Source organism: Sulfitobacter sp. 1A13496 (assembly GCF_043557225.1).
In the GTDB taxonomy this organism is placed as follows: Bacteria; Pseudomonadota; Alphaproteobacteria; order Rhodobacterales; family Rhodobacteraceae; genus Sulfitobacter; species Sulfitobacter faviae.
Window position 1 is genome coordinate 525043 of record NZ_JBIFFP010000001.1, and the last position, 13372, is coordinate 538414.

11 protein-coding genes and 1 tRNA gene are annotated in these 13372 nt (G+C 64.5%); 2 read left to right on the forward strand and 10 right to left on the reverse strand.

The genetic code is table 11. The features are described from left to right. Window positions 1-20 precede the first annotated feature (20 nt). On the forward strand, window positions 21-1331 hold the full coding sequence (locus tag ACGYLX_RS02610; protein WP_394447210.1) for an oligosaccharide flippase family protein: 1311 nt from the start codon (window positions 21-23) through the stop codon (window positions 1329-1331). A 5-nt stretch (window positions 1332-1336) separates the two neighbouring features. Here ACGYLX_RS02610 and ACGYLX_RS02615 read toward each other — a convergent pair whose 3' ends face one another. The 8 genes from ACGYLX_RS02615 to ACGYLX_RS02650 all read right to left on the reverse strand — a co-directional run bounded on the left by ACGYLX_RS02615 (window position 1337) and on the right by ACGYLX_RS02650 (window position 10083). Continuing rightward, window positions 1337-2638 (reverse strand): GumC family protein, encoded by a 1302-nt coding sequence (locus tag ACGYLX_RS02615; RefSeq protein WP_394447212.1) that lies wholly within the window; start codon window positions 2636-2638, stop codon window positions 1337-1339. Window positions 2639-2752: 114 nt separating this feature from the next. After that, a complete protein-coding gene (locus ACGYLX_RS02620; RefSeq protein ID WP_394447214.1) occupies window positions 2753-3664 on the reverse strand; it encodes a CpsD/CapB family tyrosine-protein kinase in 912 nt (303 codons plus the stop codon). A gap of 71 nt (window positions 3665-3735) precedes the next feature. Further along, window positions 3736-4452 (reverse strand): sugar transferase, encoded by a 717-nt coding sequence (locus ACGYLX_RS02625; protein ID WP_394410453.1) that lies wholly within the window; start codon window positions 4450-4452, stop codon window positions 3736-3738. Window positions 4453-5064: 612 nt separating this feature from the next. Further along, window positions 5065-5139: transfer RNA gene (locus tag ACGYLX_RS02630), tRNA-Glu, on the reverse strand. A gap of 117 nt (window positions 5140-5256) precedes the next feature. Next, the gene (gene recJ / locus ACGYLX_RS02635) at window positions 5257-6996 is read right to left on the reverse strand and encodes a single-stranded-DNA-specific exonuclease RecJ (RefSeq protein WP_394447216.1); all 1740 of its coding nucleotides are present in this window, start codon (window positions 6994-6996) and stop codon (window positions 5257-5259) included. Window positions 6997-7048: 52 nt separating this feature from the next. After that, complete coding sequence (gene glpX / locus ACGYLX_RS02640) at window positions 7049-8011, reverse strand: class II fructose-bisphosphatase (protein ID WP_394447218.1); 963 nt, start codon at window positions 8009-8011, stop codon at window positions 7049-7051. Between the two features lie 300 nt (window positions 8012-8311). Further along, window positions 8312-9598, reverse strand: coding sequence for a homoserine dehydrogenase (locus ACGYLX_RS02645; protein ID WP_067266207.1), 1287 nt, complete (start codon window positions 9596-9598; stop codon window positions 8312-8314). Between the two features lie 116 nt (window positions 9599-9714). After that, a complete protein-coding gene (locus tag ACGYLX_RS02650) occupies window positions 9715-10083 on the reverse strand; it encodes a hypothetical protein (protein ID WP_394447220.1) in 369 nt (122 codons plus the stop codon). Window positions 10084-10158: 75 nt separating this feature from the next. Here ACGYLX_RS02650 and ACGYLX_RS02655 point away from each other — a divergent pair, with 75 nt between their 5' ends. Continuing rightward, window positions 10159-10743 carry a TetR/AcrR family transcriptional regulator gene (locus ACGYLX_RS02655; RefSeq protein WP_394447221.1) on the forward strand — a complete coding sequence of 195 codons (585 nt, stop codon included), beginning with the start codon at window positions 10159-10161 and terminating at the stop codon, window positions 10741-10743. A 19-nt stretch (window positions 10744-10762) separates the two neighbouring features. On the opposite strand, the gene ACGYLX_RS02660 is transcribed toward ACGYLX_RS02655, so the two are convergent. Further along, on the reverse strand, window positions 10763-11674 hold the full coding sequence (locus ACGYLX_RS02660; protein ID WP_168612715.1) for a pirin family protein: 912 nt from the start codon (window positions 11672-11674) through the stop codon (window positions 10763-10765). Window positions 11675-11768: 94 nt separating this feature from the next. After that, window positions 11769-13142, reverse strand: coding sequence for an L-serine ammonia-lyase (locus tag ACGYLX_RS02665; protein ID WP_168612716.1), 1374 nt, complete (start codon window positions 13140-13142; stop codon window positions 11769-11771). Between the last annotated feature and the right edge of the window lie 230 nt (window positions 13143-13372).

Sequence of the window (13372 nt, forward strand, 5' to 3'; positions counted from 1 at the left end):
CGGTAACGGGCAATCGCCTGATGGCACGGGCATTGCGCTCGACCTCTTGGATCGTTTTGGGTTATGGCGGCTCGCAGGCGATCCGGCTGGCGTCGAACCTGATCCTGACGCGGCTGCTCTTTCCCGAAGCCTTTGGTCTGATGGCGCTGATACAGGTGGTGATTGTCGGGCTGACGCTGTTCTCAGACGTGGGCATCGCCCCCTCCATCGCGCAGAGCAAGCGTGGCGATGATCCGGATTTTCTGAACACCGCTTGGACAATCCAAGCGATCCGGGGGGCGTGTCTGTGGCTGGCCGCCTCTGCATTGGCATGGCCAGTGACGGCGTTTTACGGCGAGCCGCTCCTGCTGACCTATCTGCCCATCGCGGCGCTGAGCCTCGTGGTGGCTGGGTTCAATCCGACACGGATCGAAACGGCGCATCGGCATCTGCAAATGGGGCGGCTGACGCTGCTGGACCTGACATCGCAGGTGATCGGCATCGCGGTGATGATTCTGGGCGCGGCGCTCTATCAATCGGTGGCGGCGTTGGTGATCGGCGGCGTGGTGGGGGCCGTGGCGAAGCTGGCGCTGACCCATGCCTTTCTGCCGGGACCGGGCAACCGCTTTCGCTGGGAGCGTCCGGCGGTGCGCGAATTGGTGCATTTCGGCAAATGGATCTTCCTGTCGACTATGTTCTGGTTCTTTGCCAGTCAGGGCGACAAGGCGATCTTGGGCAAGTTCCTCTCGCTCGAAGGGTTGGGCATTTACAATATCGGTTATTTTCTGGCGAGCTTTCCGCTGCTGCTGGGGCAGAATGTCACCGGGCGGGTGATGATCCCAATCTACCGAGAGGCGGGGGGCGGCGACCATCCCAAGCTCAAGCGGATGCGCTATGGGCTAAGCGGCGGGTTACTGGCGCTTTTGGTGGTCATGGCGCTTGCGGGGCCTTGGTTGGTCTCGGTCCTCTATGATCCGCGCTATCTGCAAAGCGGCGCGATTCTGGTGATGCTGGCGCTGGCGTTGATGCCGCAGGTGATCGGGATGACCTATGATCAAGCGGCCCTTGCCGCGGGGGATTCGCGGCGGTTCTTCATCTCTTCGGCCTCAAGGGCCAGCCTGCAAGTGGGGCTACTGCTGGCGGGGGTGGTCACCGCCGGTTTGCCGGGGGCGCTGATCGGGTTGGGGGCCGCAATGGTGCTGTCGCATCTGGTGCTGATCTGGCTCGCAAGGGCGCATGGCGTTTGGGACGCGCGGCATGACTTGTTTTTTACCCTCTTAGGGCTGGCGCTCGGTGCGCTGGCGCTTTGGCTGCATTGGGACCGGGTTCTGGGGCTGAGTGCCTCGGTCTGAGCGGTTCAGCTCTTTTGCTTGCGGGCCATCCGCGCGGCGCGGCCTTCTTTCCCGGCCTTCAAGCGCTCCTGCCAAACCTTGCCCAAGGTCCGGCGCTTTTCGCGCGGGCTGAGGTCGGGGATCGAGACGACAGGGATCAACCCGGTCTCGCGCGTCATCTGCCGGGCCGAGCGGATCACCGGGCGGCGCAGTTCCAGCAGGAAGGCCACGATCAGCGCCAGCGCGAAGCTGGCCATCCCGCCCACCGCCGCGCGTTTCTTGCGGCTGAGCGATACGGGGTAATCCGGCAGTTCGGCCTGCTCCAGCGTGATCAGTTTCTCACCCCGTTGATCGGATTCAAGCGAGAAGCCCACCTCTGCCTCGTTCCGGCGGGCGGTGATCACTTCCAACTGGTCTTGCAACTGGGTCAGACGGCGTTCGAACCGGGCCAATTCCCGCTCAACCTCGGGCGAGGTCTGCAGGCTGGCGGTCAGGGTTTCGCGCTGTTCTTGCAGCAGGTCGCGCTGCGTGGTCAGGCTTTCGAGCGTGGCATCCAACTCGGCCTGTTCGCGGGCGATGGTGGCGGCGCGGGCATCGGGGTTGACCCGATCGCGCGCCAGCCGCGTGGCGATGATTTCACGGTCAAGTTCAAGAATGGCGTCATTGAGGCTGCTGATCTCGCCGCGGCGAAACTCAAGACTGCCTTCGAGCGACAGGTCGTTTTCGGCCCGGTAATCGGCCAGTTCGGCCTCAAGCTCCGAAATGTCGCGGATCAGGTTCTGCTCTTGGCGCTGGAAAAACTCCAAGGTTTCTTGGGTCTGGCTCTGGCGTCGGGCGGCGGACATCTGGCGCGTGCGGTCGGCGAATTCGCGGGCCACGGCCTGCGCATCGGCGGGGTTGTCCATCTCGGCGGTGAAGGTCATGACCGAGATGGTGCCGTCATCCGCATAGCCTTCGCGCGGGGCGGCGACGCCGGTGATGGTGACTGAACGGCGCAGCAGATCGACTTTCTCGGACATGCGCAATGCGGTCAGATCGTCATAAAGATCAAAGCGTTGAATGATATCGACCAAAGTGCCGCGTGCCATCAACTGCTGTTCGATCAATTGCAAACGCCGCGCCGAAGACCCTTCGACCGTAGAGGGGGCCAGATCATTGGCGATCTTGGGCTGCTCGATCTGGATGACTTCGGAGGATTGGTAGACATGCGGCGTCGCAAGCGCCCAATAGACCGAGGCGATACAGCCCAGAAGCGTGATCAAGATGATCACGCCCGCGCGGCGGCGGATCATGTCGATGAAGTCATCGAATGTATAGATCGGTCCCATGTGCCTCTTTCCAACCTGCCCAAAGCCCCCGACCGTTGCCCGGCGGAGTTTCCCCGCCTAGACCAGAAGACTTGGGCGATAATAGGGCGCTAGCGGGGGCGGCGACAGGGGGTGTCAGGCATATTTCGGCAGGCTGGAGGCCCGCGCGCGGTTCAGCACGATACCCAAAAGCGGCACCTGACCTTCGAGCATGCGTTCGCATTCACGCAGATGGCGCGCCATGGTCTGGCTGCCGTCAGAGATCAGCAGAACACCGTCCAACTGCGGCAGGAAGGCCGAGAGATCGTCGTGCTCCAGCATCGGCGGCATGTCGTAAAGGACGATTTCAGGCTGGAGCGATGCCCGCAGACGTAGCAGGGTCTCCGCCGTGGCGCTGTCTTGCAAGATTTCGGCGGCGTTCACTTCGGCCCGGTCGTTCAGGCCGAGGGCAAGCGTATCGCTTACCCGCAGCATCCCCTTGCCGAGGTCGGCACGGCCACTGAGCAGATCGCTCATCGCGCCGGGGGCCTGCATGTCAAAGGCACGGGCGAGACCGGGGCTGCGCATGTTCATGTCCATCAACACGGTGCGCGATCCCGGCACCCGCGACAGGCTCAGCGCCAGATTGGTCGCCGAGAAGCTGTTGCCGCAGCCCGAGGTGGGGGCGGTGATGGCGATATTGACCCAGCGATGCTCTAACGTGGTTTGACGCAAGCGCGTGCGCAGCAGGTCAAAGGCCCGCGCGGCGGCGCTGTTGCGATGATCGTCGACCAGCGGCATGTCGCCGCCGGGGCCGGGGGTGGCGATGGGCAAATCTTGCCAGCGCGGCGCGCGGTCGTCACCGATGTAGCGGGAAACGGCAGGGTCGGCGGGCAGGCTGTCTTCAAAGGTCAGGTCGCCTTCGGAGAAATCGCCGTCGAACTCATCTTCATGGTCGATCACGGTGCGGCGCGGGCGGATGCTGTGGCGCATCCCCGGGCCGCCGAACTGCGCCGTAACATCGCTGTTGTCCGCGCCGAGGGCATCGGATGCGTAGAGGTCTCTCATCGTCTTCCCTTTCGATTTCTTGAACATGAGGCGCTGGATTTCTCGTTATTGCCGGGCGCGGCAAGCATTGCTCAGCACCCGGTTCGGCGCAAGACGACGCCGACGGTTTTCAGCAAAATGGTCAGGTCCATCGGCAGCGACAGATTGCGGCGATAGGCGGCGTCGACCTCGTTGCGATAGGTGAAACGGCTGTTGTTGCGGGCCGAGACCTGCCACAGCCCGGTGATGCCAGGGCGCAGCGCGAAATAGGCTTTCGCATCGCCATACATCTCAAGCTGGTCGGGCATCATGGGGCGCGGGCCGATCAGGCTCATGTCGCCTTTGAACACGTTCCACAGCTGCGGCAGCTCATCCAGCGAGGTTGCCCGCAGGAAAGCGCCCACCCGCGTGATGCGGGGATCGTCCTTGAGCTTTTGCATCTCGTCCCATTCGGCCCGCATCGCGGGGTTCGCGGCAAGGTAGCTCTCCAGCACCGCGTCGGCATCGCGCACCATTGTGCGCAGCTTCAGGATGGAGAATCCTTTGCCGCCTCGGCCAAGGCGCTTTTGCGTATAGAAGGGCTGACCGCTTTCGATCCACAGCGCCAGCGCGCAAAGCGCGATGATCGGCAGGGCGATGGGCAGGGACGCGAGGATCAGCAGCCGGTCGAGAAGCGGTTTCGCGTAGCGGCCATAAAGGCCGGTCGGACGCAGACGAAGGGCCGCCAGCGCGCGCGGCGCGGGCAGCACCGCAGTCCCCGCCATGGCAGGCTGCGCACGGCCCAGCACCGGACCGGCGATCACTTCCATCGAGCCATAGGCATGGCTGTGTGCGTCAAAGTACTTCATTCCAAACCCCCCAGGGTTCAATCGCATTCATTCGGACCGTTTCGGCCACGGGGCCTTCGCACCGCTCCGTGTCAACGACCTATCCGGCCTATACGTTCAGGTAGGATATGTATCATTTGTTACCACCTTTTCGCCTTATTCGATCCTTTTTCTCAGAAACAGACTGTTTCGCGGGGCGGCGGGCAGGTGGAGATTTAGGAGTGAGTTGAGGACGTTATGGGAGGCCGGGGGGTGCAGATGTGTGGCGTTCAGTGGTGGAGGGGAGGACGTGCGCAGGCGTCGATTGGATGCCAAGTCGTTGATAAAAAAGGTCTTATGGGGCGCTGGAGTTCCGGATGATCATCTGCCTCAGGTCTCGGCCGCCAAGCCTGTACGCCTTCGGATAGCGAGGGTATCTAGGCGCAAGCCACCACCCGTCGCGCAATTCTCACAATAATGTCAAGGCGATAAATGGGCGACAGTTGGGCGCAGGGGGCAGGTGGGTAAACGCCAAAACCCCGGATCGGTTGCGCGATTCCGAGGGGATTCTTTGTTGCCTCTAGAGACTTGTCTTGTAATTCTGGAGGATAAAAGTGGCAGCCCGTAGGGGAATCGAACCCCTCTTTCCAGGTTGAAAACCTGGCGTCCTAACCGATAGACGAACGGGCCACTCTTTTGTCAGGTCAGTGCAGCGTTTGGTGTGTGCTGCTCTGTCTGTGAGCGGACGTTTAAGTAATACTGCGGGGGGCTGCAAGCGGAAAAATGAAGTTTCTTCAGAAAAAGTTTTCAGGCCCGCGCGGCGTCCTCCAAACGCAGTTGAACGGTGCGCCGACCGCGGAAATTGTTAATGTCGAGACGGCCTGCGAGGTGGAAACGCGCGCCGCCGTGGTTTTCCAGCGCGGGGCCGAGGGGGCCGTCGTAAGCGCCAAAGGAAATCGCCTCGAGATTCGCGCCCAGCCCGTCGCCAAAGCTCACTTTCAGGTGGTTTTCGCCCACGCGTTTGGCAAAGCGGATTTGCATGTCCGCAAAGGCATAGCGCGGGGCAGGGGCGCCGGCGCCGAAGGGGCCGGCTTGGTCGACCATCTCGGCCAGTTCCACGGTGGCCGCGCCGGGCATCATCATGCCGCAAAGGTTTAGGTCGGCGGGGCCTGCCAAATGCGCGCCCTGTTTGGTGAGCAATTCGCCCAAGCGCGCCATTGCCGCTTCGATCTTGTCTTCCGCCACGGTCAGGCCTGCGGCCATCTTGTGCCCGCCGCCTTTGATCAGCAGCCCTTCGGCAGCCAGACGCTGAATCGGCGCGCCGAGGTCGATGCCGCTGATCGAGCGGCCTGAGCCTTTGCCGATGCCGTCTTCGACGCCGATAACGATAGAGGGGCGGTTGGCGGCTTCCTTCAGGCGTGAGGCCACGATGCCCACCACGCCGGGATGCCAGCCGGGGCCAGCAGCCCATGCCAGCGGCCCGTCAAAGCCGCGCTCTTCGGCCTGTGCCATGGCGCTGGCGCGCACGGCGGCCTCAACCTCGCGGCGGTCGGTGTTGAGCTGGTCGAGGCGTTCGGCCAATGCGGCGGCCTCATGCGGGTCGGCGGTGGCCAAAAGCCGTGCGCCAAGGTCGGCTTGGCCAATGCGCCCGCCCGCGTTGATGCGGGGGCCGAGTAGAAATCCGAGGTGATAGGCCGTGGGGGCCGTGTCCATCCGCGCCACATCCGACAGGGCGGCAAGGCCGGGCCGCGCGCGCCGAGCCATGACCTTGAGCCCCTGACGCACGAAAGCACGGTTGACGCCTGTAAGTGGGGCCACATCGGCGACGGTGGCCAGCGCCACCAGATCGAGCATCGTCATCAGATCCGGCCCCTTGCGCCCCGCTTCGCGCAATTGCCGCCCCACTTCGACGAGCATCAAGAACACGACTGCAGCGGCGCAGAGATGCGCCAGCGTGCCGTCTTCGTCCTGTCTGTTGGGGTTCACCACGGCCAGCGCATCGGGCAGCGTTTCGCCGCCAAGGTGGTGGTCCAACACGATGACATCCGCGCCCTTGGCAGCGGCGATGGGGCCATGGGACAGCGTGCCGCAGTCAACGCAGACGATCAGGTCATGCTGGGCGGCGAGGGCCGACATCGCCTCGTCATTGGGGCCATAGCCCTCGTCGATACGGTCGGGGATATAGAGCGTCGCACGGTGGCCCATGTCGCGCAGCCAGACCAGCAGCAGCGCGGCGGAAGAGCCGCCGTCCACGTCATAGTCCGCGAAAATCGCGATGCGTTCGCGGTTTTGCAGGGCCGAAAGAAACCGCGTCGCTGCCGCCTCCATATCGCGCAGGGATCGGGGATCGGGCAGCAGGTCGCGCAGGGCGGGGGCCAGAAAGCCCGCCGCTTGGGTATCGACCACGCCGCGGCGCGCCAGCACTTGGCACACCGGATCGGGCAGGCCCGCGCGCTGCACCAGCAGTTCCGCCGCGCGGGTCAGTTCCACGTCAGGACCGATCCAGCGCCGCCCGGTCAAAGATGTTTCGACACCGAGAAAGCTCATGCGGACCTCATTTGGCCGTTATGGAAGGGGGTGGGGAGGGCCAGTCTGGCCCTCACTCCGCCGGGGTGCGGTAGTTGATGCGACGGACCGAGCCGGTGCGCGAGCGCATGATCAGCGTCTCGGTGGTCAGCCAGCCCGGCTCGCGTTTCACGCCCGGCAGGATGTTGCCCCCGGTGACGCCTGTCGCGGCAAAGATCACGTCCTGGGTGACCATCTCGTCGCGCGAATAGACGCGGTCGAATTCGGTGATCCCGGCCGTGGCGGCGCGGCCCTTTTCGTCTTCGTTGCGGAACAGCAGGCGGCCATACATCTGCCCGCCCATGCATTTCAGTGCCGCGGCGGCCAGCACGCCTTCGGGCGCGCCGCCTTGGCCCATATACATGTCGATGCCGGTTTCAGGGTCGGCGCAATGCATCACGCCAGCCACGTCACCATCGGTGATCAGACGGATGGCGGCACCGGTCGCGCGGACCTCGGCGATCATGTCGGCGTGGCGGGGGCGTTCGAGGATGCAAACGGTGATGTCGGACGCCGCGCAGCCCTTGGCGCGGGCCAGCGCTTCGACACGTTCACCGGGGCTCATGTCGAGGGTGACGACATCGGTCTCAAAACCCGGGCCGATGGCGAGCTTGTCCATATAGGTGTCGGGCGCGTGCAGCATGGAGCCGCGCGGGCCCATGGCGATCACGGTCAGCGCGTTGGGCATGTCCTTGGCGGTCAGCGTGGTGCCTTCCAGCGGGTCGAGCGCGATGTCCACGCCGGGGCCGTTGCCGGTGCCGACCTCTTCGCCGATATAGAGCATCGGGGCCTCGTCCCGCTCACCTTCGCCGATGACCACGACGCCCGCGATATCGAGCATGTTAAGCTGCTCGCGCATGGCGTTCACGGCGGCTTGGTCGGCGGCTTTCTCGTCACCCTTGCCGATCAGCTTGGCCGAGGCCAGCGCGGCGGCTTCGGATACGCGGGCGAGGCCCAGAGAGAGCATGCGGTCTTGGAATTCGGCGGAAGCGGTCATGGAGTGTCCTTGGGTGCAATGTGTTTTCTGTCCTGTACCCTTGCGCGGGCCTCGGGGCAAGTTTTGGGTTAGGCGCAGATAGCACTTGGCCCGGAAAGAAGCCGCAGGCGCCGGGCCATCGCCTGACCGCCTCGTCACGCCGAAGGCGTACCGGTCTAGCTAGGCGCACCTTTGGTGCGACCGGGTAGGCGATTTGGTGGGGCTGGGTGCGCCCCCGCGGGCGCACACCATGGTTAAGCCAGAATGTGGCACGAAGCACCGTCTCATCGCCGGCCCGCGGGCAGGAGATGGCCCTCAGCCTCAGACCTCTTCGATCCGCAGCGCCACCGGTTCACCGGCCAGCACGCCGGTCTTGTCCATATTTGCCAGCGCTTCCAGCAGCGCGTCGCGGCTGGTCTTGTGGGTCACGATCAGCACGGGGGCCGAGACATCCGCATGTTCATACTGGCGCATCCGGTAAATGCTCACACCCGCTTCGCCCAGCACCGTGGCGATTTTCGCCAAAGCGCCGGGTTTGTCGACCAGCGCCATGCGCAGATAGTAGGGGGCGGGGCGTTGGCTGCTGGCGGGGGTGGTTTGTTCAAGCGTCTCGGCAGGCTGGCCAAAGACCGGCCCGCGCAGCCCGCGCGCGATGTCGCAGACATCGGCCATCACGGCGCTGGCCGTCGGCCCTTCGCCCGCACCGGCACCGCGCAACACGATCTGGCCCACGGCATCCCCTTCGATCACCACCATATTGGTGCCGCCATCAAGCTGCCCCAAAGGCGAGGTCTGCGGCACAAGGCAGGGCATCATCCGCTGTTCCAGCCCGCGGCCGGTTTTCTGGGTCACGCCCAGCAGTTTGATCTTATAACCCATGTCGGCGGCGGCGCGGATGTCTTCGATGGCGACTCGCTCGATCCCCTCAAGCTGGATGCCGTCAAAGTCGATCTTGGTGCCAAAGGCGATGGAGGACAAGATCGCCAGCTTATGCGCCGCGTCGATGCCGCCCACATCCAATTGCGGATCGGCTTCGAGGTAGCCCAACCCATCGGCCTCGGCGAAAATCTCTTGATAGGTTTTGCCCGAGTCCTCCATCCGCGTCAGGATGTAATTGCACGAGCCGTTCATCACCCCCATGATCCGGGTGATCTCATTCCCGGCAAGCCCCTCCATCAGCGTCTTGATGACCGGGATGCCGCCCGCCACAGCGGCTTCATAGCGCAGGGCCACGCCCGCGCCTTCGGCCTGTTCGGCCAGCGCTTGGCCATGTATCGCCAGCATCGCCTTGTTCGCGGTGACCACATGTTTGCCCGCCGCCAGCGCGGCTTCGGTCGCGGCCTTGGCGGGGCCGTCCGCGCCGCCCATAAGCTCGACGAACACATCCACGTCATCGCGGGTCGCCAGTTTGACGGGGTCATCCTCCCAATCATAGGAAGAGAGTGACAGCCCGCGATCCTTGTTGCGCGTGCGGGCCGAAACCGCCGAGACCGTCATCGCGCAGCCGGTGCGGGCCTCTAACAGGGCGGCCTGCTGGCGCAGAATGCGCAGCACACCCACGCCCACGGTTCCCAATCCGGCAATCCCGAGGCGAAGCGGCTTAGACATGGCGGTGGTCCTTCTGGTCTGATCCGAAAGGCCCGGCAGGCGGGGCCGGGCATAGCCGCGATGTAGCGGGTTCGGCGCCTGCGTGCAACGCGCATACGCATCACGGGGATGCCCGTTTATTCAGCGCTTTCGCTGTCCTCGGCGGCTTGGCGGGCGCGCCGTAGCTCGGCGGCACGCGCTCTGAGCCGCGCCACCCGTGCGGCACTGGCGGATTGGGTGCTCGTGCGGCTCAGCCGCGCCGCGCGGGCTTCGAGATTGGCCGCACGCCCCGTGAGCGCCGCTTCGGTCCGCGCCGGGTCGATCCGCCCGGCGGTGGCCTTGGCCAAGAGCGGGTCGATCGGGACCAGATCGGGGTAGGGGGCGGCCTCCAGTTCAGGCGTGATGGTGCGGTCAAGTTCAGGAAACTGCGTGCAGCCCGCCAGCAGCGAGACGCCCAGAAACAGGGCGATGGTCGAGAGGGGGCGGGGCGGGCGCGCTTGGGTCATGCCTCGTTCTGCCCCAGCCGTGCTCTTCGCGCAAGCGGGGTTTGCTTTTGAACGCTTGTTCATTAAATTGCCGCCATGGCAAGAACCACAGGCTCCCACTCCGATATCACCGGCCCGCGTGTCCGCGCAGCCGCGCTGCGGCTTTTCGCACGGGGCGGCTATGCCGCCGTGTCCATGCGCGCCATCGCCGCCGAAGTCGGCGTGCAGGCCGGGGCGCTCTATAACTACACCCCCGACAAGCAGAGCCTGCTGTTCGACCTGATGCAGGCGCATATGACCGACCTGCTGGCCGAAACGCCCCATGACCCCAACCGCCCCGCCATGCAGCAGTTGCAGGATTTCGTGGCCTTTCACATCCGTTTTCACGCGGATCGGCCCGATGAGGTTTTTATCGCCTATATGGAGTTGCGCAATCTGACGGAGGAGAATTTCGCCGTGATCGAGCGGCTGCGCCGCGACTATGAGGATCGGTTGGAGGCGATCCTGCGCGCCGGGGTGGCGAGCGGCGATTTCGCCGTCGCCGACACCAAGATCGTGACGCTGGCGATCATCGCCATGCTGACGGGGGTGAACACTTGGTACCGCGCGGGCGGACGGCTTTCGCTGGACGAGGTCGTCGCACAGTATTGGGACATGGTGCGCAAGGCCGTGACCGCCTGAGCGGCCACGGCCCTTTGGGTCAATGGGCGGGGCGGATGAAGGTCCCGTTGTTCAGATCCCGCATCGCCTGCTGTATCTCGGCACGGGTGTTCATCACGATCGGCCCGTGCCACGCCACCGGCTCTTCAATCGGCGCGCCCGAGATCAGCAGGAAACGCACCCCTTCCTCCCCGGCCTGCACCGTGACCTCATCCCCGGTGCCAAAGCGGATAAGCGTCCGGTCGCCTGACATGTCGCGGATGTTGACCTCCTCGCCGGCGACCTCTTTCTCCAGCAGCACGCCCGAAGGGGCGGAGGCATCGGCGAAAGCGCCCGCGCCTTGGAAGACATAGGCAAAGGCCCGGCGATAGGTGTCGATCCGAAAGGTCTTCTTGACCCCGGCAGGCACGAAAACATCCAGATACTGCGGATCGGCGGCAATACCGTCGACGGGGCCGCGTTTGCCCCAGAACTCGCCCGTGATGATCTTGATCCGCGTGCCATCGTCATCGGTCACCACCGGGATGTCGGCGGATTTCATATCCTGATAGCGCGGCGCGGTCATCTTCTGCGCCGAGGGCAGATTGCCCCATAGCTGGAAGCCATGCATCTGCCCATTGGCATTTCCGCGCGGCATCTCCTGGTGCAGAATGCCCGAGCCGGCGGTCATCCACTGCACGTCGCCCGCGTTCAGATCGCCGGTATTGCCGAGCGAATCCGCATGGGCCACGGTGCCTTCGAGCACATAGGTAATCGTCTCTATCCCGCGGTGCGGGTGCCAAGGGAAGCCTTTCTCGAAGTCGCGCGGATGCTCGTTGCGGAAGTCGTCGAACAGCAGAAAGGGGTCAAGCTCCGACGGGTCGTGGAAGCCGAAAGCGCGGTGCAGTTTCACCCCGGCGCCTTCCATCGTGGGCGTGGCGCGGCGGGTTTCCAATGTGGGTCTGAGGGACATGATGCTCTCCTTTGCAGTTGCTCGGAAGATAGGGGGCGACGGTCACCTCAACAATTCGCCCCGGCGAACGGGGCCTGTGCAAATTTGCGCAGCTTCAGCAGTTCGGCACATTCACCGCCAACCCGCCGAGGGAGGTTTCCTTGTATTTCTCGCTCATGTCCGCGCCCGTCTGGCGCATGGTCTCAATACAGGCATCGAGCGGCACAAGATGGGTGCCGTCGCCGCGCAGCGCCAGAGAGGCCGCCGACACCGCCTTGATCGCGCCCAGGCCGTTGCGCTCGATACAAGGCACCTGCACCAGCCCTTTGACGGGGTCGCAGGTCATGCCGAGGTGATGCTCCAGCGCGATTTCGGCGGCGTTTTCGATCTGCTGCGGGGTGCCGCCCATCACGGCGCAGAGCCCGGCGGCGGACATGGCGGCGGCGCTGCCGACTTCGGCCTGACAGCCTGCTTCGGCGCCTGAGATCGAGGCGTTGTATTTCACCAGCCCGCCAATCGCGGCGGCGGTGAGCAGGAAGTCTTCGATATGCGCCTCAGACGCGCCGGGGACATGGTCGAGGTAATAGCGCAGCGTGGCGGGCATCACGCCTGCGGCCCCGTTAGTCGGCGCGGTCACGACCTGCCCGCCGGCGGCGTTCTCCTCGTTGACGGCCATGGCATAGACGCTCATCCAATCGTTGATCGTATGCGGGGCGGATTGGTTCTGTCCGCGCTCCGCCATCAGCGCGTCGTAGATGCCCTTGGCGCGGCGTTTTACCTGCAACCCACCGGGCAGGGTGCCTTCGGAGGTTAGCCCCCGGTCGATGCAGTCGCGCATGACCTGCCACAGCCGTTTCGACCCGGCGCGCAGGTTCTCGGCCCCGCCACGCGCCTCTTCATTGGCGCGTTTCATACCCGCGATGGTTTTGCCAGATTTGGCCGACATCTCAAGCATTTCCGCGGCGGACTTGAAGGGGAAGGGCACCGGCGCGCCCTCATCCGTGTCCTTGCCTGCGGCCAGTTCCTTTTCGGTCATCACGAAGCCGCCGCCGATGGAATAATAGGTCTCGCGTAAGGTCACGTCGCCTTGGGCATCGGTGGCCATCAGCATCATGCCGTTGGCATGGCCCGCAAGCTTGGTGTCGTAGTCAAAGATCATGTCGCGCTCAGGGTCGAAACGCAGTTCGGGCAGACCGTCGACGTTGATGCGGCGGGTCTGTTTGATCTCTTCCAACACCTTTTCAGCGGCATCGGCGTCATAGTCCTCGGGCGTGAACCCGGCGAGGCCGAGGATCGTGGCGCGGTCGGTCGCATGGCCGACGCCGGTAAAGGCGAGGCTGCCGTGCAGCGAGGCGCGCAGCCCGGCGAATTGGAAGGGCGATGCGCGCATTTGGTCAAGGAAACGCCCCGCCGCCACCATCGGCCCCATGGTATGCGAAGACGAGGGGCCGATGCCCACTTTGAACATGTCGAAGACCGAAAGAAACATCAGGCGGCGGACCCTTTTATGGTTGCGGGTGTCGGGGCGCGGTGGAACGGGTATCGCCCAGACCTCTGGCGCATTGCAAGCGGTGTGGGTCGATCCAACCATTTCCCGCCGCCCCGTGGCGCGCCGAAAGCGACAGGCCGTGCGCTCTGACCGTCCTGTCGCCACGGGCACCGCCAAAAACCGCCGACTTGCCCCTCGCACCCTATGCCAATTCGCCCTATAACGCGGCA

Excerpts from the sequence above, each read along its gene's own strand:
- ACGYLX_RS02625 (WP_394410453.1), bottom strand. The coding sequence starts at position 4,452 with ATGGAAGTGATCGCCGGTCCGGTGCTGGGCCGTGCGCAGCCTGCCATG.
- ACGYLX_RS02645 (WP_067266207.1), bottom strand. The coding sequence starts at position 9,598 with ATGTCTAAGCCGCTTCGCCTCGGGATTGCCGGATTGGGAACCGTGGGC.
- ACGYLX_RS02615 (WP_394447212.1), bottom strand. The coding sequence starts at position 2,638 with ATGGGACCGATCTATACATTCGATGACTTCATCGACATGATCCGCCGC.
- ACGYLX_RS02620 (WP_394447214.1), bottom strand. The coding sequence starts at position 3,664 with ATGAGAGACCTCTACGCATCCGATGCCCTCGGCGCGGACAACAGCGAT.
- ACGYLX_RS02660 (WP_168612715.1), bottom strand. The coding sequence starts at position 11,674 with ATGTCCCTCAGACCCACATTGGAAACCCGCCGCGCCACGCCCACGATG.
- recJ (WP_394447216.1), bottom strand. The coding sequence starts at position 6,996 with ATGAGCTTTCTCGGTGTCGAAACATCTTTGACCGGGCGGCGCTGGATC.
- glpX (WP_394447218.1), bottom strand. The coding sequence starts at position 8,011 with ATGACCGCTTCCGCCGAATTCCAAGACCGCATGCTCTCTCTGGGCCTC.
- ACGYLX_RS02655 (WP_394447221.1), top strand. The coding sequence starts at position 10,159 with ATGGCAAGAACCACAGGCTCCCACTCCGATATCACCGGCCCGCGTGTC.
- ACGYLX_RS02650 (WP_394447220.1), bottom strand. The coding sequence starts at position 10,083 with ATGACCCAAGCGCGCCCGCCCCGCCCCCTCTCGACCATCGCCCTGTTT.
- ACGYLX_RS02610 (WP_394447210.1), top strand. The coding sequence starts at position 21 with ATGGCACGGGCATTGCGCTCGACCTCTTGGATCGTTTTGGGTTATGGC.
- ACGYLX_RS02665 (WP_168612716.1), bottom strand. The coding sequence starts at position 13,142 with ATGTTTCTTTCGGTCTTCGACATGTTCAAAGTGGGCATCGGCCCCTCG.